The sequence below is a fragment of the Pseudomonas sp. Eth.TT006 genome (genome assembly GCF_054456575.1).
Window position 1 is genome coordinate 522,827 of sequence record NZ_JBTJEN010000002.1, and the last position, 22,210, is coordinate 545,036.

Consider the following 22,210-nt stretch of genomic DNA (forward strand, 5'->3'; position numbering starts at 1 on the left):
TTTTTTTTGCCTTCAAATAACTTTCGAGGGCTCGCGTGCGCGTTGTGTGGTCTGCGGTCGGGTGTGCGCCCAGTTTTCCGGCAGGTTGATGTAATCCACCAGTTCTCTGAGTCGCCCATGATTCCGGGCATTGAAGGCGAAGGCCAGTCGCACCAGATGGCTGTATTGCGCGTCGTCGTGCTCCTCGCCGCTGTAGGCGTGTTGATGGAACTGGTCACTCAAGCATAAGTCGGCGAAAGCCGCCTGCATATGCGCCAACGCCTGGTCGCTGAGCGGGTGATTCATGCGGATCACGAACTGGCGCTTGAGCCAGCGGCTGGAGTGGAAGTTGCTATAGAACTGGTTGATCTCTGCCACCGCCTCGTCGACGCTGTAGACCAACCGCATCAGCTTCAGGTCAGTGGGCAGGATGTAGCGGTTGTCTTCCAGTTGCTGACGAATAAAGTCCAGCGCGCCCTGCCAGAACGTTCCGCCTGGCGTATCCAGCAGCACTACCGGCACCAAGGGGCTTTTACCGGTCTGGATCAATGTCAGCACTTCCAGTGCTTCGTCCAGGGTGCCGAACCCGCCGGGGCACAGCACCAGTGCATCGGCTTCCTTGACGAAGAACAATTTGCGGGTAAAGAAGAAATGGAACGGCAGCAGATTGCCGGTACCGTCCACGGTCGGGTTGGCATGCTGTTCGAAAGGCAGGGTGATATTGAACCCGAGGCTGTGATCGCGCCCGGCCCCTTCGTGCGCGGCGGCCATGATGCCGCCGCCAGCGCCGGTGATGACCATCATGTTCGAGCGTGTCAGGGCGGCGCCGAGTTCGCGGGCCATGGCATACAGCGGATGCTCGACCGGCGTGCGCGCCGAGCCAAACACTGTAACCTTGCGCCGACCCTTGAATTGTTCCAGCACCCGGAACGCCTGCTCCAGCTCACGCAGAGCCTGCAAAGTGATCTTGGCGTTCCAGCGGTTGTGATCCTCTTGGGCCATGCGCAGCACGGTCAGGATCATGTCGCGATAAATCGGCAGGTTCGGGCTGTCGGGGGAAATCTGCTTGAGCTGTTCTTCGACCTTGCTGATGAGGTCGGGGCCGCTTTCCTGGAAATGCCGGCTGAGCAGGTCATTCGGTTGGTAAGGCATTCAACGTCTCCTTCTGCACAGAGCTTGTGGCCCTGACATGCGGCGTCAGTGCCGCGCTGCAAAAACAAACACTCGGCAGTCCTTTTCTGCCGTGAACGGGTAATCGGAAATACTTTGAATCTAGACCCTCATGAGCCATTACGCAGCCTTGATCATTACGCCATGAAGTCTGTTCTGGCAATCATCACTTATTGGACAGCCAACGGCTATTCACCGCTCGTCCGAAGGTCCGCCATAGAGCAATCACTCTGATTTACTGATCTACAGGCACTGTACGACAGCTATAAATCAGCAACCGTACACAAGGTGCGCGCTTTTCAAGGATTCGCGGGTAACAGCAAGGAGGCGGGAGAGATGGCCAGAGTGGTTCTGGAAATCGATACGCAGCTGTATCGGATGCTCAAGGCATCAGCCGAGGCCAATCAAGTGAGTCTCGAAGAGGAGTGCTGCCGTCGGTTGGCAGGTGGAGAACGACGTTCTCGCTACTTGCAGGCGCTGGTGGCCGAGTTGCGCGCCGAGGATGAACAGCGGCGCGCCAAAGCCGGATGATTACTTCTTCTTCGCCGGAGCCGCTTTCGGGCAGTCGGAATCCTGATAGCTGGCCGAGCCGATGGCTTTGTTGGTCTTATATTCAGAGAAGTCGTAACGCATGATCGCGCCCTTGGCCATCAGCTTGCGGTACGACGGGTTATTGCACACCGAAGCGCCCAGCTGGAAATACACGGCTTTTGGGTCCGCGCGCATCTTTTCGGCGTGGCTGGCCTGCACGCTCAGGTGGTTGATCAGGGTAACGCCTTCAACGGTGTAGCCCTGATCGAGAATGTCTTCGTTGATCGCCCGTGGTGTGCCAACGCTGCTTTGCTCGGCGATGTTGCGCAGTTCTTTGTTCAGATTCTGCTCTTTCAGGGACGCCGCTTGGGCGCTGAAGGACAACGCCAGTGCGATGGCCGCGGTAGGTACGATAAGGCGCAGCATGAAACTCTCCTGATTCAGTGACTGGTGGTTCGACCAGCCCCGTGGCTGTGCGTTCAGTGGCGCCGGATTATAGGGGAGCCGGTCGGGACGGTACAGGTTTGCGCTCGCCGCTCTGCTAGACTGCCGGCCTTTATTGCCTTGCCGAGTGCTGTGCGTGTCGAGTTTTCCTGCCGTGAGGCGTTGCCCGTGAGCCATCATGCCCCCAACGCCGTAGCCCGCTTGCGCGATCAGCGCGAGGACGAGGGTATCAAGCCGATTCAGGCCCGTGGTTTTCGCTCCGAGCGTTGCCGCGACTGCCGGGTGATCATCAGCCATTGCCTGTGCGCCTGGCGGCCGACGGTGGAAACCCGGTCTGGCGTGTGCCTGATCATGACCGGCAAGGAAGTGTTCAAGCCGAGCAACACTGGTTGGCTGATTGCCGATGTGGTGCGTGACAACCATGCCTTCATCTGGTCGCGTACCGAGCCGGATCCGCAGATGCTGGCGCTGCTTGACGACCCGCAATGGCAGCCGTATCTGGTGTTTCCTGGCGAATACGTTGAACCGTCGCGGGTGACCAACACCGTCACACCCGATACCAGCAAACGTCCGCTGTTCATTCTGCTGGATGCGACCTGGACCGAGGCGCGCAAGATCTTCCGCAAGAGTCCGTATTTTGACCGCTTGCCGATTCTCAGCCTGCTGCCGGACAAACTTTCGCGCTATCGCCTGCGTCGCTCCACCCGCAGCGAGCACCTGTGCACCGCCGAAGTCGCGGCGTTGTGCCTGGAACTGGCCGGGGACAGCGACGCGGCGTCAGCGCTGGACGCTTATTTCGATGTGTTCAGCCAGCATTACCTCGGTGCCAAACAGCAGTTGGACATGAATGAATCGACGCCGGCCCATGCCGAGTTGCTGCCCTATATACGAAAGCCGCAGCCGGAGTTGGCTCAATAGTGGCCCATACTGCACAAGCCCGCAGCCGTGCTGCTTGACCACCCCGGCTGCGCTGGGCATGCTTGGCGCCGATTAGGGTGCGGCCAAGGTTTGAAACGCCGTGTTTGCTGTTGATTGGCGTTGAACGTGCCCCTGTGGATTCCGCTTCAAGCGGCATCTTGAGTTGTTTTGGCCAGACCGGAATGCACCGGGTCTGCCATCAAAAACAGGATCATTTGAAAAATGGCCACATACGACATCCTGATTGCCGATGATCACCCGCTGTTTCGTAGCGCACTGCATCAAGCGGTGACCCTGGGCCTCGGCTCGGACGTGCGTCTGGTGGAGGTGGCGAGCATCGCCGAACTGGAAGCACGCCTGACCGAAAAGGCTGACTGGGATCTGGTCCTGCTCGACCTGAACATGCCCGGCGCTTTCGGATTTTCCGGGTTGGTCATGCTGCGGGGACAATATCCGCAGATTCCTGTGGTGATGGTCTCGGCGCAGGAAGAAGCTTCGGTGATGGTCAAGTCGCGGGAGTTCGGCGCCAGTGGCTTCATTCCCAAGTCCAGCGACCTGAGCGTGATTCAGCAAGCGGTGCGTAAAGTGCTCGATGGCGACGTGTTCTGGCCGCCGCAGGCGTTCGAAGCAGTCAGCGTCTCCGACGAAGCCAAAGCCGCCAGCGACGGCCTGGCCAGCCTCACTCCGCAACAGTTCCGCGTCCTGACCATGGTCTGTGAAGGTTTGCTGAACAAGCAGATTGCCTATGAGTTGAATGTGTCCGAGGCGACCATCAAAGCCCATGTCACGGCGATTTTTCGCAAGCTGAACGTGCGCACCCGGACCCAGGCGGCACTCCTTCTGCAACAACTTGAGTCAATTCCGAGCCAATAATCGCTGGCGTCTTCACGCTTTTTTGACTTTTGTTGCTCTAGCTTTCCCACTCCTTTTTGGCTGGTTTCTACTTTATGTCACCTTTCAAGGGCCAGACCGGCCTTAAACGCATCCTCAACGCCTCCGGTTATTCGCTGGACGGCCTGCGCGCAGCCTTCACCGGCGAAGCAGCGTTCCGCCAACTGGTACTGCTGAATGTGGTGCTGATTCCGCTGACGTTCTTCCTTAATGTCAGCCGTGTCGAACAAGCGGTGCTGATCGCGGTCTGCCTGCTGGCGCTGATCGTCGAGCTACTGAACTCGGCGGTAGAAGCGGCCATCGACCGCATCTCGCTGGAACTGCACCCGCTGTCGAAGAACGCCAAGGACATGGGCAGCGCCGCGCAATTCGTGGCCCTGAGCATGATTGCCCTGGTGTGGGCGGTGATTCTGCTTTAAGCGATACTCGGCAACACGATCTCGTCGCTGCGCTGCACCCCGGCGGTGAAAGCGCGGCACAGATCGAGAAATTCGCGCATGGCCGAGGTTTGGTACTTCTGCTTGTGCCAGATGAAGTAGAACTGCCGGGCCAGATCCAGATCAGGTGTTTCCACCGCCACCAGACTGCCACGGCGAAACGCATCACGCAGCGCCAGCCGCGAAATACAGCCAATCCCCAGCCCGGATTCCACTGCGCGTTTGATCGCTTCGGTGTGTTCCAGTTCGAGACGGATATTCAGCGCACTGCGATGGTGGCGCATGGCTTGATCGAAGGTCAGCCGCGTCCCAGAGCCTTGTTCGCGCAGAATCCATGCTTCGTGGGTCAACTCTTCCATGGTCGCGCTGCCGCGTCTGGCCAGCGGATGCTGCGGCGCGCAGAACACCACCAGCTCATCCTCGACCCAGCTCTGCACTTCGATGTCCGGGTGGCTGCAATCGCCTTCAATCAGACCCAGATCAATTTCGTAGTGGGCGACCTGGTGCACGATATTGGCAGTGTTCTGCACGTGCAGTTTCACCTGGCTTTCCGGATGGCGCTGCATGAAGCTGCCGATCAACAGGGTTGCCAGGTAATTGCCGATGGTCAGGGTCGCGCCCACCGACAGCGAGCCGAAGCCGGATTTGCCGTTGAGCAGGTCTTCGATTTCCTTGGACTGGTCGAGCAGGGCCACCGCTTGCGGCAACAGCTGTTTGCCGAGCGCGTTGAGGCTCAGGCGTTTGCCGGCGCGATCGAACAGCTGGCAGCTGGACTGGCGCTCCAGTTCGGTGATCGAAGTGCTCGCCGCCGATTGCGAAAGGTTGAGCAGACCCGCAGCACGGGATACGCTTTCCTGCTGGGCGACGGCGACGAAGACTTGCAGTTGACGAAGAGTAAATCGCATATCGATATAACCGATAACCCTTATCTTAATAATCCAGTTAACAGATATTGTCGTCGCTATTAGAATGCGTTGCAATTGCGCACTGTCGGCCGCAAAGGCGAGCGCAGACCCAATATCCAGGAGTCCCACGTACATGAGCAACATGAACCACGAGCGTGTCCTCAGTGTTCACCACTGGAACGACACTCTGTTCAGCTTCAAGTGCACCCGCGATCCGGGCCTGCGCTTCGAGAACGGTCAGTTCGTGATGATCGGCCTGCAACAGCCCAACGGCCGCCCGCTTATGCGCGCTTACTCGATCGCCAGCCCAAACTGGGAAGAGCATCTCGAGTTCTTCAGCATCAAGGTGCCAGATGGTCCGCTGACTTCGCAGTTGCAGCACTTGAAGGAAGGCGACGAGATCATCATCTCGAAGAAGCCTACCGGCACCCTGGTACTGGACGACCTGAATCCGGGCAAGCATCTGTATCTGCTGAGCACCGGCACCGGTCTGGCGCCATTCATGAGCGTGATCCAGGACCCGGAAACCTACGAGCGCTTTGAAAAAGTGATCCTGGTGCACGGCGTGCGTTACGTCAACGAAGTCGCCTACCGCGAATTCATCACCGAGCATCTGCCGCAGAACGAGTTCTTCGGCGAAGCGCTGCGTGACAAGCTGATCTACTACCCGACCGTGACCCGCGAGCCGTTCGAGAACCAGGGCCGTCTGACCGACCTGATGCGCAGCGGCAAGCTGTTCAGCGACATCGGTCTGCCACCGATCAACCCGCAGGACGACCGCGCAATGATCTGCGGCAGCCCGAGCATGCTCGACGAGACCAGCGAAGTGCTCGACAGCTTCGGTCTGAAGATCTCGGCGCGGATGCGCGAGCCGGGTGATTATCTGATCGAGCGTGCGTTCGTCGAGAAGTAAGCAGCACGAAAAAGCCCCCATTGCCTGTGCAGGCAATGGGGGCTTTTTTATGCCCGAAACATTTCCTTCATGCCTGCCACAATCCATGTAGGAGCTGCCGCAGGCTGCGATCTTTTGATCTTGCTTTTAAGATCAAAATCAAAAGATCGCAGCCTGCGGCAGCTCCTACAGGGGGGTAGTGTTTCAGGCTGAGGCCGGGATGACTTCCAGCACGCATATCCGCTCCGGCGTCGGATAGTGCCAGCGCACGTCCAGATCCCAGAACTGCGCGCCGTACTCGCGCTCCGGCGCCGGCGTCTGATACGCCGGGCGCGGATCCTGCGCCAGGCACTGCTCGATCAACTCCACCAAAGGCTCGGCAAGGCGCTGGGCATGCATTTGAGCCTGTTGCAGCGCGGCATCCTTCCACTGCACGTCGATCAGCAGCGGCGCGGCGCTGGCGATGCTATTGACGGCGTCGGGGATGATGTCGGCGTAAGGCACGTAGGGTTTGATGTCGAGAATCGGCGTGCCGTCGAGCAAATCGATACCCGAGATGAACAGCCGATTGGCCTCGACCTTGTCCAGCTTCACCACTGACTGGCCGATGCCATTCGGACGGTGGGTGGCGCGGGTGGCGAACACGCCCATGGACTTGTTGCCCCCCAGCCGTGGCGGCCGCACCTTCAGGCGCGGCTTTTCCTCCAGCGCTTGATGAAACAGGAACAGCAGCCAGACATGGCTGACCTGCTCCAGACCTTGCACGGCCTCACCCTGATCGAACGGCGCCACCAGTTCCAGCACGCCACGGGCGGCGGGGGCCAGTTGTGGCTGGCGCGGAATGGCGAACTTCTCCTTGAAGCAGGAGCGCACGAAGCCGATGGGGGAGACGTTGTAGGTCATGGTCTGGAATCGAGGCGGGAGCGGGGTGGGGATGATAACCCGGAGGGCTTCAAGACGGGGCTGACACGGCCGGCGTCTTCGCGGGCAAGCCCGCTCCCACAGGGATTTCCGTTGAAATCAGATTTTGCATTGGTCACAAAACCTGTGGGAGCGTGGCTTGCCCGCGAAGGGCGCGGCGCCGACTCAGTTCCTGAGCAGATGATCAGCCGCGAACGCGCAGGGTCAGGCCCTTGAGGAAGTTGCGCAGCAACTGGTCGCCGCATGGGCGGTAGTTGGTGTGGCCGACCTTGCGGAACAGCGCGCTCAGCTCAGGCTTGGATACCGGGAACTCGGCGGCCTTGAGGATCGCGTGCATGTCGTCTTCTTTCAGCTCGAAGGCCACGCGCAGTTTCTTCAGGATGATGTTGTTGGTCACCGGCACTTCGATCGGCTGCGGCGGACGGCTTTCGTCCTTGCCACGCTTGAAGATCACCAGGCCGTCGAGGAAGTGTGCGATCACTTCGTCCGGGCAGCGCACGAAACCTTCTTCGTCTTCTTCTTTCTTGTCGAGCCAGGTCACTACGTCGGCGAGCGTTACGTCCATGCCGCCGAGTTTGATGATCTCGACTACCTTCTTGTCGCTGATGTCGAGCATGTAGCGCACGCTGCGCAGTACGTCGTTATGAACCATGTGGATAATCCTGATGCGTTGTGGGCAGCGCGCACGGGCGCTGCCGGAATGTGTGGCGGCAGTGGAAGTCTCAGAACTTCTCTTTGCCGGACAGGTAGCGCCATTGGCCGACCGGGACCTTGCCGATCGACACGCCGCCAATGCGGATCCGGCGAATACCGACGACCTTCAGGCCAACCGCTTCACAGAATTGGGCGATGATCCCCGGCTGCGGGTTCTTCATGGCGAAGCGCAGGCGGTTTTCGTTCTGCCAGCTGGCCTTGACCGGCGGCAGCTCCTTGCCCTTGTGGGTGAGGCCGTGCTGCAGGCGATTGAGGCCGTGAGCCACCATCTCGCCTTCGACCTCGACCACGTATTCCTGCTCGATCTTCGCCGCGTCGGCGGTGAGCTTGCGCAGGATTTTCCAGTCCTGCGTAAACACCAGCAGGCCGCTGGCCTTGGGTTGCAGGTCGGCGCTGGCGGTCAGGCGCAGGAAGTGCCCGCGCAATGGCCGCTTGCCGTAGCGGTGCTCTTCGCTGAGGGTTTCGGCGTCGAGCGATTGCATGGCGGTGTCGACATCCATGCCCGCCGGCACGTTGAGCAGAATCGTGACCGGCTCCGGTGCGGTGGCCTTGGCGTCCTTGTCGAGTTCGACCTTCTGGTCGCCGACCTTGAACTGCGGCTCGTCGATCACTTCGCCGTCCACGGTGACCCAGCCGCCCTCAATGAACAGCTCGGCCTCCCGGCGGGAGCAACCTACCAGTTCGATAAGGCGTTTGGAGAGGCGAATCGGGTCAGTCATGACAGGGCCGTAACAAAAAAAGGGGTGAGCATTGTACCTGCCTGGCGCCGGTTAAGCCCGGTTCGATTTGCAGGTGTTCGCATTTCCTGTGGGAGCTGGCTTGCCAGCGATGGCATCACCTCGGTATGTCTGACAGACCGAGTCGTCTGCATCGCTGGCAAGCCAGCTCCCACAGAGGGTGTGTTTCGTCAGGCGTGGCTGGAGCGCTGTTGATTCTGGCGCAAACGCATATGCAGCAACGGGTACGGCTGACCCATGCCATCGACCTCCGAGCGGCCGATCACTTCGAAACCTTGCTTGAAGTAGAACCCCAGCGCCTGCGGGTTCTGTTCGTTGACGTCCAGTTCGTCGGCGTTCAGGTGCTGCAGGGCGTAGTTCAGCAGTTTCTTGCCCAGACCCTTGCCTCGATGCTCGGGATCGATGAACAGCATTTCGATCTTGCCTGCGGCGACCCCGGCAAACCCGGTGATGCGCTGATTGGCGTCCTTGGTACAGATCAGCATCACTGCATCCAGATAACGGGTGAGCACCAGATTGCGCAGCAATTCGATGTAGCTGTCCGGCAGAAAATCATGGGTCGCGCGGACCGAGGCCTCCCAGACCCGGGTCAATTCCTGATAGTCGCTGAGTTTCGGCGTGTGAATGACCGAATGCTGACGCATGCCCGTTTGCCTCTTTTCTGGTGAATAAGCGGGAGTCCTTCCCACAGCAAACGATAGCCGTAAAAAAGCCCCGCATCTCGTAAAAAGAGCGGGGCTTTTGCTATCAGCACGATCCCTGTAGGAGCTGCCGCAGGCTGCGATCTTTTGATCTTGTTTTTAAGATCAAGAGATCGCAGCCTGCGGCAGCTCCTACAGGGGCGCGGCGTCAGATCTGCTCAGCCCACAAATCGTATTCGTCGGCGTCAGTCACCTTGCACCAGACCTTGTCGCCCGGCTTGAGGTTGCTGCCGTTGTCGATGAACACGTTGCCGTCGATTTCCGGGGCATCGAAGAAGCAGCGGCCGACCGCGCCTTGTTCGTCGACTTCGTCTACCAGCACTTCGATTTCACGGCCGATGCGCATCTGCAGACGCGCCGAGCTGATCGCCTGCTGGTGCGCCATGAAGCGCTCCCAGCGATCCTGCTTGACCTCGTCCGGGACCACTTCCAGGTCCAGATCGTTGGCCGGTGCGCCGTCTACCGGCGAGTACTGGAAGCAGCCAACGCGGTCGAGCTGGGCTTCGGTCAGCCAGTTCAACAGGTACTGGAAGTCTTCTTCGGTTTCACCCGGGAAGCCGACGATGAAGGTCGAACGGATGATCAGGTCCGGGCAGATTTCGCGCCAGTTCTTGATCCGCGCCAACGTCTTGTCTTCGAACGCCGGGCGTTTCATCGACTTCAGGACTTTCGGGCTGGCGTGCTGGAACGGGATGTCCAGGTACGGCAGGATCTTGCCGGCGGCCATCAGCGGGATCAGCTCGTCAACGTGTGGGTACGGGTAAACGTAGTGCAGACGGACCCAGACGCCGAGGGTGCTCAGCGCTTCGCAGAGTTCGGTCATGCGGGTTTTCACCGGCGCGCCGTTCCAGAAACCGGTGCGGTATTTGACGTCGACGCCATAGGCGCTGGTGTCCTGAGAAATCACCAGCAGCTCCTTGACGCCGGATTTGACCAGACGCTGAGCTTCGTCGAGCACGTCGCCGACCGGACGGCTGACCAGTTTGCCGCGCATCGACGGGATGATGCAGAACGAGCAGCTGTGGTTGCAGCCTTCGGAAATCTTCAGGTATGCGTAGTGACGCGGGGTCAGTTTGATGCCTTGCGGCGGCACCAGGTCGATCAGCGGGTTGTGGTCCTGTTTCGGCGGCACCACTTCGTGCACCGCGTTGACTACTTGCTCGTACTGCTGCGGACCGGTCACGGCCAGCACGCTCGGGTGTACGTCGCGGATGTTGCCTTCTTCCACGCCCATGCAACCGGTGACGATCACCTTGCCGTTTTCCTTGATCGCTTCACCGATCACTTCCAGCGATTCCGCCTTGGCCGAGTCGATGAAACCGCAGGTGTTGACCACCACCACGTCCGCGTCCTGATAAGTGGACACCACGTCATAGCCTTCCATGCGCAGCTGGGTCAGGATGCGCTCGGAGTCGACCAGTGCTTTCGGGCAACCCAGAGATACGAAGCCAACCTTGGGATTGGCCGGCGCAGGAGTGGTGGACATGTCTAACCTCGGTGTTTTGTGACGCCGCTTGCCTGGTGTGGAAACCGACGGACGGGCGCTTGAAGGGCGCCTCTGATCAAAAAGTGCGCAATTCTAGCGGTGAGCAACGCACTTGACCAGCTTTATGCAGGGAAATACGACGAGTGCTGCGCTATGCTTCGCGCCGTTGAGCTTTACCGATTTTTTACAGTCAACAAAACGTCTGTAACAACAGGTAAAACAGCGCATGCTGCACCACAAAGCATAGTGCTTCATTCAAAGAAGCCGGTTCGAGAATCAGGAGTGTTGGATGGGTCAGGCAAGTAGTCAGGCGGCGGGCGCCGAGCATTCGGCTGCAAAACCGCTGAGCATGCTGGTCGCGGCAGTCGGGGTAGTTTACGGCGACATCGGCACGAGCCCGTTGTACACCCTTAAAGAAGTGTTTTCCGGCGCGTATGGCGTGCCCGTCAATCACGATGGTGTGCTGGGCATTCTGTCGTTGATCTTCTGGTCGCTGATCTGGGTCGTGTCGATCAAATACATGATGTTCGTCCTGCGTGCCGACAACCAGGGCGAGGGCGGGATCATGGCGCTCACGGCCCTGGCGCGGCGTGCGGCGGGCGGGCGCAAGAGGTTGCGCTCATTGCTGGTGGTCTGCGGACTGATCGGCGCGGCGCTGTTCTACGGCGACAGCATGATCACCCCGGCGATTTCCGTACTGTCGGCGATTGAAGGTCTGGGGCTGGCGTTCGACGGCATCGATCACTGGGTGGTACCGCTGTCGTTGGTGGTACTGGTCGGCTTGTTCCTGATCCAGCGCCACGGTACGGCGCGGATCGGCATTCTGTTCGGGCCGATCATGGTCACCTGGTTCCTCGTGCTCGCGGCCCTCGGTGTGTATGGCATCAGCCACACCCCGGAAGTGCTGCATGCGCTGAATCCGATGTGGGCCGTGCGCTTTTTCATGGTGCATGCCGGCATGGGCGTGGCGATCCTCGGCGCGGTGGTGCTGGCGCTGACCGGTGCTGAAGCGCTGTACGCCGACATGGGCCACTTCGGCCGCAAGCCAATTGCCCGTGCGTGGTTCATCCTGGTGCTGCCGGCGCTGGTGCTGAACTACTTCGGTCAAGGTGCACTGCTGCTGGAGAATCCGGATGCCGCGCGCAACCCGTTCTATCTGCTGGCGCCGAGCTGGGCACTGATTCCACTGGTGGCCCTGTCGACCCTGGCGACGGTAATTGCCTCGCAAGCAGTGATTTCCGGCGCGTTCTCCCTGACCCGTCAGGCGATCCAGCTCGGCTACATTCCGCGCATGTACATCCAGCACACCTCCAGCGATGAGCAGGGCCAGATCTACATTGGCGCGGTGAACTGGTCGCTGATGGTTGGCGTAGTGCTGCTGGTGATCGGTTTCGAATCCTCCGGTGCGCTGGCCTCGGCCTATGGCGTGGCGGTGACCGGCACCATGCTGATGACCACCATCCTGGTGTCGGCGGTGATGTTGCTGTTGTGGAAATGGCCTCCAGTCCTTGCTGTACCGGTGCTGATCGGTTTCCTGCTGGTGGACGGCCTGTACTTCGCCGCCAACGTGCCGAAGATCGTGCAGGGCGGCGCCTTCCCGGTGATCGCCGGTATCGCGCTGTTCGTGCTGATGACCACCTGGAAGCGCGGCAAACAACTGCTGGTCGATCGTCTCGACGAAGGCGCGCTGCCGTTGCCGATCTTCATCAGCAGCATCCGCGTGCAACCGCCGCACCGGGTGCAGGGCACCGCGGTGTTCCTCACCGCGCGCTCCGACGCGGTGCCGCACGCGCTGTTGCACAACCTGCTGCATAACCAGGTGCTGCACGAGCAAGTGGTGCTGCTGACCGTGGTCTACGAAGACATCCCACGCGTCCCGCCATCGCGCCGTTTCGAAGTCGAAGCCCACGGCGAAGGCTTCTTCCGGGTGATCCTGCATTTCGGCTTCACCGACGAGCCGGACGTGCCACAAGCGCTGAAACTGTGCCATCTGGACGATCTGGACTTCAGCCCGATGCGTACCACTTACTTCCTCAGTCGCGAAACGGTCATTGCCTCGAAACTTGAGGGTATGGCGCGTTGGCGAGAGGCGTTGTTTGCGTTCATGTTGAAGAATGCCAACGGTAATCTGCGGTTCTTCAATCTGCCGCTGAACCGGGTGATTGAGTTGGGGACGCAGGTCGAAATGTAGTCCCACAGCAATTGAAAAGCCCCCGTCGGCCTTGCGGCTGGCGGGGGCTTTTTTGTGACTGGGCACTTAGCCCCTGAATCCAGCACAAATTCCTGTGGGAGCTGGCTTGCCAGCGATGAGGCCCGGTCATTCACCACAAAATCCAGATCAAAAGATCGCAGCCTTCGGCAGCTCCTACAGGTTTCGCATTCCAGGTAGGAGCTGCCGAGGGCTGCGATACGAAATACGGGCACGGTACGTCAGCAAGGACTGATGATTGATCTGAATTCAGCGCAATCCCCCTGTAGGAGTGAGCCTGCTCGCGATAGCGGAGTGTCAGCCAATGATTTACTAACAGACACTCCGCTATCGCGAGCAGGCTCACTCCTACAAAGGGATAGGGGATGCTCGGGAATGCAAAAAGCCCCCGCAACCGTAAGGCTGCGGGGGCTTTTCGTGTCGCCGGGTCAGATCACTCTGTCGGCTGATCCTTGGCTTGACGCTTCTCGATCAAGTCCACCAGACGCTTGGCCAACGCCGGGTAGTTCTCGTCGAAGTGGTGACCGCCAGGAAGCTTCACCGCTTCGCCTACCGCTGTCTTGTCGGTGCAGCCGCTCTCATCGGTTTCTTCCGCGCCATAGATGCACACGACCTTGGCCGGAGGCAGCTTGGCCATTTCCGGACCGGTGGCGGCTTCTTTGCCGGCGTTGCCGAGCCAGCCTTCGACTTCGATTTCGAAGCTGCCGGTGCGGGCGAAAGCCAGCAGGATGATTGCGTCGACGCGCTGCTGCTCGGTCTCCGGCAGGCGGTTGTAGATTGCCGGCAGGACGTCGGCACCGAATGAGTAACCGGTGAGAATGAAGCGCTTGGTGCCCCATTTCTGCCGGTAGTGCTGCATCAGTTCGGTCAGGTCCAGCGCGCTTTGCTCAGGGCTCTTGTGCTGCCAGTAGTAGCGCAGGGTGTCGATGCCGACCACCGGGTAGCCGATCTTGGCCATCTCGCCCGCGACGTCGCGGTCGAGGTCGCGCCAGCCGCCGTCGCCGGAGAGGAACAGGGTCACCGTGTCCTTGGCCTGACCGGCCGGCACTTCCACCACCGGGATCGCCAGACCGCCGTTGGCCTTGTCGCCGCCGACGAGGATCTTGCGCAGTTCGTTGTTCAGCACTTGCGGCAGGTTGATGTCGTAGTCGCTGATGCTGGTTTCGGCGTTCGGTTGATCGCGCACGAAACCGGCGCTGGTGTCGTCCGGGTTGTCGTTCCACGCCACCAGCCAGTGGCCATGGGCGGCGGACTTCGGCAGCAGGTGAGTGCAGCCGGGTTTTTCCAGGGCGAGGTCAACCGAGATGGCCTGAGCCTTGTCGTCCTTCTGCTCGGACAACCAGCGCCAGGCCAGCACGGCGCCCGGGCCGATACCGCTGACCAGCGTGGCCGGGCCATTCAGTTCGCGCAGGCCGGTTTGCAGGGCGCGGCTCTGTTGCAGGCAGTCCTTGGGCAGAATCACCTGAACGATCTGCGCCGAGGCGCTACGGCTCAGGGTGCTCAGTTGGGCGTCGGTCAGCTTCTGGTCGTCATTGACCGCCACCAGCACCTGCGCCTTGGGCTGGGTGCCCGGGATGACGCGGGTCATCACCGTGCCATCAGCGGCAGTCAGCGGTTGCAGCGTCGGTTGAGGGGCGGGTCGTTTGAGGTACCAGTAACCGCCGCCGGCAATCACGGCCAGCACCAGCAGTGCGGCCAGGATGTACTTCAGGGAGCGTTGAATCATCAGCGTTTCACCAATCCAGTCAAGCCGCCCGCGATCAGGGCAGCAGTGTCGGCCAGCGCGACCAGCGGATCGAGTCCGGCGGGCACGGCCATATAACGGGGTTCCCAGTCAGGCTGGAACTTGTCTTTGAAGCGGCGCAAGCCTTGGAAGTTGTACAGCTGCTCACCACGGCGGAAGACCATCGAGCCCAGACGCTGGGTCAGCGGTGCACCACGCCGGGGTTGCAACCCCGACAACGGCACCATGCCCAGGCTGAAGCGCGCGTATCCGTGACTCTTATAGTGTTGAATCAGGCCGACCATCATGAATTCCATGGTCAGCTTGGGGGCGTCCGGGTGCGCGCGCATCAGGTCGAGACTGGCCAGGTCATGGCTGTAGGTCTCGAGCAGGTTGGCGAACGCCACCGGGCGGCCTTCGAAGCGAATCACCGCAATGCGGAAATGCTTCAGGTAATCGTCGCTGAAACGGCCGAGGGAGAAACCTTTCTCGCGCACGTTCTTGCCGGTCAGCCACGCATCGGAAATCACTTTCAGCTCGTCCATCGGCGCTTGGCCTGGCTCAAAGATTTCCAGCGACAGACCATCGCGGGTGCCGCGGTTCCAGGTGTAGCGCAGGTCCTTCATCTCTTTGCCCTTGGCTTCCAGGTCAAAGCGCTGCAGGTCGACCCGGGCTTCTTCGCCGAGCTTGATCGCGGTCAGGCCGATGTCCATGTAGTACGGCAGGTTCTCCGCGCGCACCTGGTAGAACACCGGGCGAGTGTGATGGATGTCGCACAGGTCGCGGAACTGCCAGATCATTTCCGCGCGTTGCAGACTCGGACCGATCGGGTCGTACAGCGCCACCAGACTGCGGCCACGGCGGGCGTACATCAGAAACGCCTCGTCGTTGGGGTGGAACAGCAGCGCCTTGTCACCCGTCAGGGCGAGGCCGCCATCGGGTTGCGACGAGGCCATCAGAATCTTCGCCGCGCGATCCAGCTCGTCCGGTGTCGGCAGGTGGATCACCGGGCGGGCAGTGCGCAGCAGCCAGGTCAGGGCGATCACCAGCAACAGCACGGCGGCACCGAGCAGCGAGCGCAAGCCGCGCGGCGCATCGGCGTCGAGGGTGAACTGCCACCACAATTGATGGCTGTAAGGCACGTCCTGGTAGGCGAACAGCAACAGCCAGGTCGACGCGCCCAACACGCAGAGACTGGCCACCAGATACAGCGGCGAGAACGGCAGTTCGGTCAAGCGACTCGGACGATAGAACGAACGGCGGAACACCCCCAGCAGCGCGGCGGTGAGCGTCATCAGCGTGGCTTCTTCCCAGTCGAAGCCTTTGAGCAGCGAGAGCAGGGCACCAACCAGCAGCAGAATGGTGGTCAGCATCCACGCCGCCGACAGCCGGCGGCGCAGGCCTTGGGCGAGCAGCAGGCAAAGCACGCCGATCAGGCTGGCGCCGAAGTGCGAGGCGTCGACCAGGCGATGTGGAATCAGAAAGCCGATGTGTTCCAGGCGCGTGTCGATCTCCGGGGTCGCGCCGGAAAACAGCAGCACCACACCGGACAGGAACACCAGTACTGCCAGAATCGGTGCGGCCAGACCCGATGCAGCGCGCATGGTCTGGGTCTGGAACAGACGCTGGCCTTCGTTGATCAGCAAGAACACGCAGGCCACCAGCAGTGGCAGCACCACGTAGATCAGGCGATAGAGCAGCAGGGCAGCGGCCAGTGGCGCGGCGCCGAGGGTGTCGGCGAACGCGGCGAGCAGGATCGCTTCGAACACCCCGACGCCACCGGGTACATGGCTGAGCACACCAGCGGCCAGGGCCAGCAGGTACACCAGCAGGAACGCGCCGAATGGCGGGGCTTCCGGCAGCAGCAGATAAAGTACGGTGGCCGCCGCCGCGACGTCGAGGGCGGTGATGATCAGTTGCAGAAAGGTCAGGCGTCGACCCGGCAGGCGCAGCGTGCGGCGACCGGCGCGGACCAGCAGGTTATCGCGGTACGGCTGCTCCGGCAGGCGACGGCGATAGATGCCGATCGCCAGAATCGCGCCAAGCCCCAGCACTACCGCGGCAATCGTTCCGAGCAGGCCTTCCGACAGGCCCAGGGCAGCGGAGGCCGCGGGCAGGTTGCTCAGGGTTGCCAGAGCGGCCAGCGGTGGCAGGGCGCAACCCAGCGACAGGCTGGCGAACAGGGTCATGTGTGCGACTTCCGACGCCCCCAGACCATGCCGTGCATATAAACGGTAGCGCACCGAGCCGCCGGACAGCAGCGACAGACCGATGGCGTTGCCGATCGCAAACGCGGTAAAACCGCCCAGCGCCAGGGTACGCGGCGGCAGGGTAACGCCGGCGTAGCGGCTGGCCGACCATTCATAACCGAGCAAGATGATGAAGCCGACTACCGTCGCGCTCAATGCACCGAGCAGGGCCGGTTTCGGCACGGCCAGGATCGAGTCATGCAGGGCATACAGATCGAGTTCGCTCAGCAGGTGGCGACAGGCAATCAGCGCAATGGCAAACAGCAGCAATGTGACCGCCAGACCGATCGGCTGGCGATATTTGCTCAACCGATCCAGCACGCGCAGGCGCTCGGGTTTGATCGGATGTTCTGCTGTGACGGTGTCTTGTGGATCAGACGAGTTGGCGCGCATCAATCACCTCTTGGATTGTGCGCGACAGGATGGAGGTATCCAGCCAAGTTACCAATCCCTGTAGAAAAAAATAATCACAAAATACTACGCCTCTCATCCGGGATCGGCGAGGGCGGTTCATGGATTGCAGACGTCTTGCCTGCGACTCAAGCATAGTCGCAACTCGGTGGGTCTGACGATCCTGAGCGTTTCACTGCAGCGTGACAGATCATTGTTGCGAAAGGACTTTTTCCACAGATACAAAAAAGGCCACTCTTTCGAGCAGCCTTTTTTGATGTTTGGTTGCGGGAGCCGGATTTGAACCGACGACCTTCGGGTTATGAGCCCGACGAGCTACCAGACTGCTCCATCCCGCGTCTGTGTGGCGGCATTCTACAGGCGAACGGCGAGGTGTCAACCGCTAATCCCGTAAAGGGTCAAATAAGTGTGAATTTGCGTCAAACGGACGTAGGCAAACGCTAAGTTTCGGAAACGCAACGAATTCCTGTTTGTCGCCAGACGTGGATGCCGGGACGGATTACAAAACAGGCGCGCACAAAAAAGGCCACTCTTTCGAGTAGCCTTTTTTGATGTTTGGTTGCGGGAGCCGGATTTGAACCGACGACCTTCGGGTTATGAGCCCGACGAGCTACCAGACTGCTCCATCCCGCGTCTGTGTGGCGGCATTCTACAGAGGATTGCCGGGCTGTCAACCTTCAATCCGGATAAATCTGTTCCGGTTCAATCGGTTAGCGCTTTTATAACTTTGCCGCAGGGGCTGCAGGGCAGGTGTGGCAAGGGTTTCAGCTCTATTGGCGAGCAATCTATGATTGAGAAAATAAATTCAACGGCCTTTTCCTACATCAGGAAAAGAACATTCAGACTACTGGTGCTATATACAGGTGTGAGTGAGATACTGCGGATCCGGCTCGCCATGTTTCCTTTTCTGTCATGACCCAGCGAAAAATCATCCACGTCGACTGTGACTGCTTCTATGCCGCCATCGAGATGCGCGACGACCCGAACCTCGCCGGCAAACCGTTGGCGGTGGGCGGGTCGGCGGATCGGCGCGGGGTGATTGCCACCTGCAACTATGAAGCGCGCGCCTATGGCGTGCGTTCGGCGATGTCCTCCGGGCATGCCTTGAAGCTGTGCCCCGACCTGACCATCGTCAAGCCGCGCATGGATGCTTACCGCGAAGCGTCGAAGGAAATCCACACGATCTTCCGTGACTACACGGATCTGATTGAGCCGCTGTCGCTGGACGAGGCCTATCTCGATGTCTCCGACAGTGCGCATTTTGGCGGCAGCGCCACCCGCATCGCCCAGGACATTCGGCGGCGGGTGTCCAATCAATTGCACATCACGGTTTCTGCCGGGGTCGCGCCGAACAAGTTTCTGGCGAAGATTGCCAGCGACTGGAAGAAACCCAACGGTTTGTTCGTGATCACTCCGGATCAGGTCGAGAATTTTGTCAGCGGCTTGCCGGTGAGCAAGTTGCACGGCGTCGGCAAGGTCACCGCTGACAAGCTGGGCAAGCTCGGCATCGCCGACTGCCTGCAATTGCGCGAGTGGGACAAGTTGGCGCTGGTGCGCGAATTCGGCAGTTTCGGTGAGCGCCTTTGGAGTCTGGCTCGCGGGATCGATGAGCGCTTGGTGCACAACGACAGCCGTCGTCAGTCGATCAGTGTAGAAAATACCTACGACGTCGATCTGCCGGATCTGCGCAGTTGCCTGGACAAACTACCGGAGCTGCTTGATACCCTGAAAACCCGCATGGAGCGGATCGACAGCAGCTACCGGCCAGGTAAGCCGTTCGTCAAAGTGAAGTTTCACGACTTTACCCAGACCACGCTGGAACAGGCCGGGGCAGGGCGCGACTTGGGCAGTTATCAATTGATGCTGACGCAGGCGTTCAACCGTGGGGGGAAACCGGTGCGGTTGTTGGGGGTGGGCGTCAGGCTGGAAGACTTGCGCGGCGGGTTTGAGCAGATGGAGTTGTTTGAACGCTGAGTTCAGCGGTGAATTTCAGATAGCTTTCGCGAGCAAGCCCGCTCCCACAACTGATCGAGTTCCTTCAGTGGAATGCAATCAACTGTGGGAGCGGGCTTGCTCGCGAAGCTTTTCGCTTTAATTCGGTCCCGGATCAGCCACCAGACGCCCGGCATCCTTGGTCAGCGACTTTAGAAACTCGGCCTGCAACTCAGGATCGTTGCGTGTCAGCTCGATCAGGCTTTGTTCCAGTTCGCTGGCTTCTTCTTCCAGACCCAGTTCCGACAGGCGTTTGACCCGGTGGACCCACTGGCTCACTTCGTCGTCTTCCAGGTCGTCGTAAATCAGCCCGTGCGCCTCAAGCAGCTTGCTGCGCAGGTGGCTGCTGATGGTCAGGGACGTGTCGCTGTGCACATCGTCCTTGCCGTCCTCGACGCTGATCTGCAGTTTGCCGACATGATTGAGGTCATTTTCGGCGAACGGACTGTCCAGCAGGTTCAGGCGCAGCACGCCGTTGCGATCGGTGGTCATGTCGAAGGTCTGCTTGCCGGCCTTGACCTGCACCGGCCGCTCGCTCCACGGCAGGCTCGAATACTCCATGCGCTTGTCGCGCTGGACTTCATCGATACCGGCCAGGTTCTGTTGCGCACGACCATGGGACGGCACGTTCATGAACGGGTTGACGCCGGCAATGCCGTAGCTCAGCCAGTCCTTGGTCACGCTGTCCGGCAGGTTGCCGAGGGCAAACACGTTGACCACATTCGCACCGACACCCGCCACCACGGCCACGGCGCCCAGCGGAATCTCGTAGATTTCCCGCCAGGGTTGGTAAGGCGTGTAGCGGTCATAACGACGGGTGACTTCGAACTCGGTGACTTCGAAGGTCTTCTGTTCGTTGATTTTCACGCGGCGCTGCGGCAGCTCAAGCACCTTGGGCTCACCGACATCGATCTGCAGGCTGTGATCGAGCAGTTTGCGCTCGACCCGCTCTTCGTGCTCGCTGCGCTGTGACATCTGATTGGCACAGCCGCTGACCAGCAGGGCGCCGCACAAGGCGGCGCCTCCGAGGCCCAGGGTGTTTCGCTTGAACATGAGGTCTCTATCTGGAATCAGCGGCGGATACGGGCCTGAAGGAAAGACAGCACGTCGGCCACAGGCAATGCTTGCGCCTCGCCCTCGGTACGACTCTTGTATTCCAGGTTGCCTTCGGCAAGACCGCGGTCGCTGACCACGATCCGGTGCGGAATGCCGATCAGCTCCATGTCCGCGAACTTGATACCCGGGCTGGTTTTCTTGTCGCGATCGTCCAGCAGCACTTCGAAACCGGCCGCCGTCAGTTCGGCGTACAGCTTGTCGGTGGCTTCGCGCACCTGCTCGGTTTCATAGCGCAGCGGTACCAGAGCGATCTGGAACGGCGCCAGGGTGTCGCTCCAGATGATGCCGTTTTCGTCGTTGTTCTGCTCGATGGCAGCCGCGACCACGCGGGATACGCCGATACCGTAGCAACCCATTTCCAGGGTCACTGGCTTGCCGTTCTCGCCCAGCACTTCGCACTTCATCGCCTTGCTGTACTTGTTGCCCAGCTGGAAGATGTGCCCGACTTCGATACCGCGCTTGATTTCCAGGGTGCCCTTGCCGTCCGGGCTCGGGTCGCCGGCCACCACGTTACGCAGGTCGGCAACGGTCGGAACCGGCAGATCACGCTCCCAGTTCACGCCGAAGTAGTGCTTGTCGTCGATGTTCGCGCCGATGGCGAAGTCGCTCATCAGCTCGACCGAACGGTCGATGATGATCGGCAGCGGCAGGTTCAGCGGGCCGAGGGAGCCGGCGCCGGCGCCAATGGCGTCACGCAGTTCGGCATCGGAGGCCATGACCAGCGGGCTGGCCACGCCTGGCTGCTGGGCAGCCTTGATCTCGTTGAGTTCGTGGTCGCCACGAACCACCAGCGCGATCAGCTTGCCTTCTTCCTCGGCGTGGACGATCAGGGTCTTGATGGTCTTTTCAATCGGCAGATTGAATTTTTCCACCAGCGCGGCAATGGTCTTGGTGTCCGGGGTGTCGACCAGGCGCAGCTCTTCGTTCGGCGCTGGACGCGAGGTTTCGCGTGGCACGGCTTCGGCTTTCTCGATGTTCGCCGCGTAGTCGGAGCCATTGCTGAAGACGATATCGTCTTCGCCGGACTCGGCCAGGACGTGGAACTCGTGCGAACCGGCACCACCGATCGAGCCGTTGTCAGCCTCGACCGGACGGAATTTCAGGCCCAGACGGGTGAACACGTTGCAGTACGCCTGATGCATGCGGTCGTAGGTGACCTGCAGCGATGCCTGATCGGCGTGGAACGAGTAGGCGTCCTTCATGATGAATTCGCGGCCGCGCATCAAGCCGAAGCGTGGGCGGATTTCGTCACGGAATTTGGTCTGGATCTGGTACAGGTTGATCGGCAGCTGCTTGTAGCTGCTCAACTCGTTGCGCATCAGATCGGTGATCACTTCTTCGTGGGTCGGGCCCGCGCAGAAGTCGCGACCGTGGCGGTCCTTGATGCGCAGCAGCTCAGGGCCGTACTCGTCCCAGCGCCCCGATTCCTGCCACAGCTCGGCCGGCTGGGTGCTCGGCATCAACACTTCAAGCGAGCCGGCAGCGTTCATTTCTTCGCGAACGATGGCTTCTACCTTGCGCATTACCCGCAAGCCCATCGGCAGCCAGGTGTACAGGCCCGAAGCGAGTTTGCGGATCATGCCGGCGCGCAGCATCAGCTGATGGCTGATCACGACCGCATCGGAAGGCGTTTCTTTCTGTGTGGCGAGCAAAAATTGACTGGTGCGCATGGTTGGCCGTTGTCGGTTGCTATGACTGGAAATGACGGAGCAGTGTACCGGCGAGAGTTGCCGACGTACAGGATTGCGCTCTGCGGTGAGGCTCAACGGCGGGAATCCTCCCGC

At 60.4% G+C, this 22,210-nt stretch carries 19 protein-coding genes and 2 tRNA genes; 7 read left to right on the forward strand and 14 right to left on the reverse strand.

Annotation, left to right across the window (positions count from 1 at the left end):
- Positions 1-12: 12 nt before the first annotated feature.
- Positions 13-1,131: an LOG family protein gene (locus ACXR0M_RS05595; protein ID WP_458830675.1), complete on the reverse strand. Its 1,119-nt coding sequence runs from the start codon at positions 1,129-1,131 to the stop codon at positions 13-15.
- A 354-nt stretch (positions 1,132-1,485) separates the two neighbouring features.
- Between ACXR0M_RS05595 and ACXR0M_RS05600 the strand changes: the two genes are divergently transcribed.
- Positions 1,486-1,680, forward strand: a complete 195-nt coding sequence (locus ACXR0M_RS05600; RefSeq protein WP_458830677.1) for a hypothetical protein — start codon at positions 1,486-1,488, stop codon at positions 1,678-1,680.
- On the opposite strand, the gene ACXR0M_RS05605 is transcribed toward ACXR0M_RS05600, so the two are convergent.
- Positions 1,681-2,106, reverse strand: coding sequence for a PA3611 family quorum-sensing-regulated virulence factor (locus ACXR0M_RS05605; RefSeq protein ID WP_027611088.1), 426 nt, complete (start codon positions 2,104-2,106; stop codon positions 1,681-1,683).
- Between the two features lie 186 nt (positions 2,107-2,292).
- Between ACXR0M_RS05605 and ACXR0M_RS05610 the strand changes: the two genes are divergently transcribed.
- The 3 genes from ACXR0M_RS05610 (at position 2,293) to ACXR0M_RS05620 (ending at position 4,352) form a co-directional block, all read left to right on the forward strand.
- Positions 2,293-3,042: a tRNA-uridine aminocarboxypropyltransferase gene (locus tag ACXR0M_RS05610; protein WP_458830679.1), complete on the forward strand. Its 750-nt coding sequence runs from the start codon at positions 2,293-2,295 to the stop codon at positions 3,040-3,042.
- A 222-nt stretch (positions 3,043-3,264) separates the two neighbouring features.
- Positions 3,265-3,915 carry a response regulator transcription factor ErdR gene (gene erdR / locus ACXR0M_RS05615; protein ID WP_458830681.1) on the forward strand — a complete coding sequence of 217 codons (651 nt, stop codon included), beginning with the start codon at positions 3,265-3,267 and terminating at the stop codon, positions 3,913-3,915.
- A 74-nt stretch (positions 3,916-3,989) separates the two neighbouring features.
- Complete coding sequence (locus tag ACXR0M_RS05620) at positions 3,990-4,352, forward strand: diacylglycerol kinase (RefSeq protein WP_042607041.1); 363 nt, start codon at positions 3,990-3,992, stop codon at positions 4,350-4,352.
- Here the strand turns inward: ACXR0M_RS05620 and ACXR0M_RS05625 are convergent.
- Entirely contained in the window at positions 4,349-5,275 is a 927-nt protein-coding gene (locus ACXR0M_RS05625) for a LysR family transcriptional regulator (RefSeq protein WP_458830684.1), read from the reverse strand. The two genes, ACXR0M_RS05620 and ACXR0M_RS05625, sit on opposite strands and share 4 nt — an antisense overlap.
- A 133-nt stretch (positions 5,276-5,408) precedes the next feature.
- Between ACXR0M_RS05625 and fpr the strand changes: the two genes are divergently transcribed.
- Positions 5,409-6,188 (forward strand): ferredoxin-NADP reductase, encoded by a 780-nt coding sequence (gene fpr / locus ACXR0M_RS05630; RefSeq protein WP_003222277.1) that lies wholly within the window; start codon positions 5,409-5,411, stop codon positions 6,186-6,188.
- Between the two features lie 183 nt (positions 6,189-6,371).
- Here the strand turns inward: fpr and tsaA are convergent, their stop codons facing one another.
- From tsaA to rimO, 5 genes are all read right to left on the reverse strand, one after another.
- Positions 6,372-7,070: a tRNA (N6-threonylcarbamoyladenosine(37)-N6)-methyltransferase TrmO gene (tsaA, locus tag ACXR0M_RS05635; RefSeq protein WP_458830687.1), complete on the reverse strand. Its 699-nt coding sequence runs from the start codon at positions 7,068-7,070 to the stop codon at positions 6,372-6,374.
- A gap of 202 nt (positions 7,071-7,272) precedes the next feature.
- Positions 7,273-7,740, reverse strand: a complete 468-nt coding sequence (locus ACXR0M_RS05640; RefSeq protein ID WP_458830689.1) for a YehS family protein — start codon at positions 7,738-7,740, stop codon at positions 7,273-7,275.
- A gap of 70 nt (positions 7,741-7,810) precedes the next feature.
- Positions 7,811-8,521 carry an rRNA pseudouridine synthase gene (locus ACXR0M_RS05645; RefSeq protein WP_458830691.1) on the reverse strand — a complete coding sequence of 237 codons (711 nt, stop codon included), beginning with the start codon at positions 8,519-8,521 and terminating at the stop codon, positions 7,811-7,813.
- A 188-nt stretch (positions 8,522-8,709) separates the two neighbouring features.
- Entirely contained in the window at positions 8,710-9,183 is a 474-nt protein-coding gene (locus ACXR0M_RS05650; RefSeq protein ID WP_458830693.1) for a GNAT family N-acetyltransferase, read from the reverse strand.
- 205 nt (positions 9,184-9,388) lie between these two features.
- Positions 9,389-10,726, reverse strand: coding sequence for a 30S ribosomal protein S12 methylthiotransferase RimO (gene rimO, locus ACXR0M_RS05655; RefSeq protein ID WP_458830695.1), 1,338 nt, complete (start codon positions 10,724-10,726; stop codon positions 9,389-9,391).
- Between the two features lie 349 nt (positions 10,727-11,075).
- Here rimO and ACXR0M_RS05660 point away from each other — a divergent pair, with 349 nt between their 5' ends.
- On the forward strand, positions 11,076-12,917 hold the full coding sequence (locus ACXR0M_RS05660) for a potassium transporter Kup (RefSeq protein ID WP_458830818.1): 1,842 nt from the start codon (positions 11,076-11,078) through the stop codon (positions 12,915-12,917).
- Positions 12,918-13,368: 451 nt separating this feature from the next.
- On the opposite strand, the gene ACXR0M_RS05665 is transcribed toward ACXR0M_RS05660, so the two are convergent.
- From ACXR0M_RS05665 to ACXR0M_RS05680, 4 genes are all read right to left on the reverse strand, one after another.
- A complete protein-coding gene (locus ACXR0M_RS05665) occupies positions 13,369-14,661 on the reverse strand; it encodes a virulence factor family protein (protein ID WP_458830697.1) in 1,293 nt (430 codons plus the stop codon).
- Complete coding sequence (mprF, locus tag ACXR0M_RS05670; RefSeq protein ID WP_458830699.1) at positions 14,661-17,300, reverse strand: bifunctional lysylphosphatidylglycerol flippase/synthetase MprF; 2,640 nt, start codon at positions 17,298-17,300, stop codon at positions 14,661-14,663. The genes ACXR0M_RS05665 and mprF overlap by 1 nt, the downstream gene beginning before the upstream one ends.
- 279 nt (positions 17,301-17,579) lie before the next feature.
- A tRNA-Met gene (locus ACXR0M_RS05675) sits at positions 17,580-17,656 on the reverse strand.
- Between the two features lie 218 nt (positions 17,657-17,874).
- Positions 17,875-17,951, reverse strand: a tRNA-Met gene (locus ACXR0M_RS05680).
- Positions 17,952-18,230: 279 nt separating this feature from the next.
- Here ACXR0M_RS05680 and dinB point away from each other — a divergent pair.
- Entirely contained in the window at positions 18,231-19,292 is a 1,062-nt protein-coding gene (dinB, locus tag ACXR0M_RS05685) for a DNA polymerase IV (protein WP_458830700.1), read from the forward strand.
- A gap of 117 nt (positions 19,293-19,409) precedes the next feature.
- On the opposite strand, the gene ACXR0M_RS05690 is transcribed toward dinB, so the two are convergent.
- Together ACXR0M_RS05690 and ACXR0M_RS05695 are read right to left on the reverse strand one after the other, a co-directional pair.
- Positions 19,410-20,363: a hypothetical protein gene (locus ACXR0M_RS05690; protein ID WP_458830702.1), complete on the reverse strand. Its 954-nt coding sequence runs from the start codon at positions 20,361-20,363 to the stop codon at positions 19,410-19,412.
- Between the two features lie 17 nt (positions 20,364-20,380).
- Positions 20,381-22,096, reverse strand: a complete 1,716-nt coding sequence (locus tag ACXR0M_RS05695; RefSeq protein ID WP_458830704.1) for a proline--tRNA ligase — start codon at positions 22,094-22,096, stop codon at positions 20,381-20,383.
- Positions 22,097-22,210: the final 114 nt, after the last annotated feature.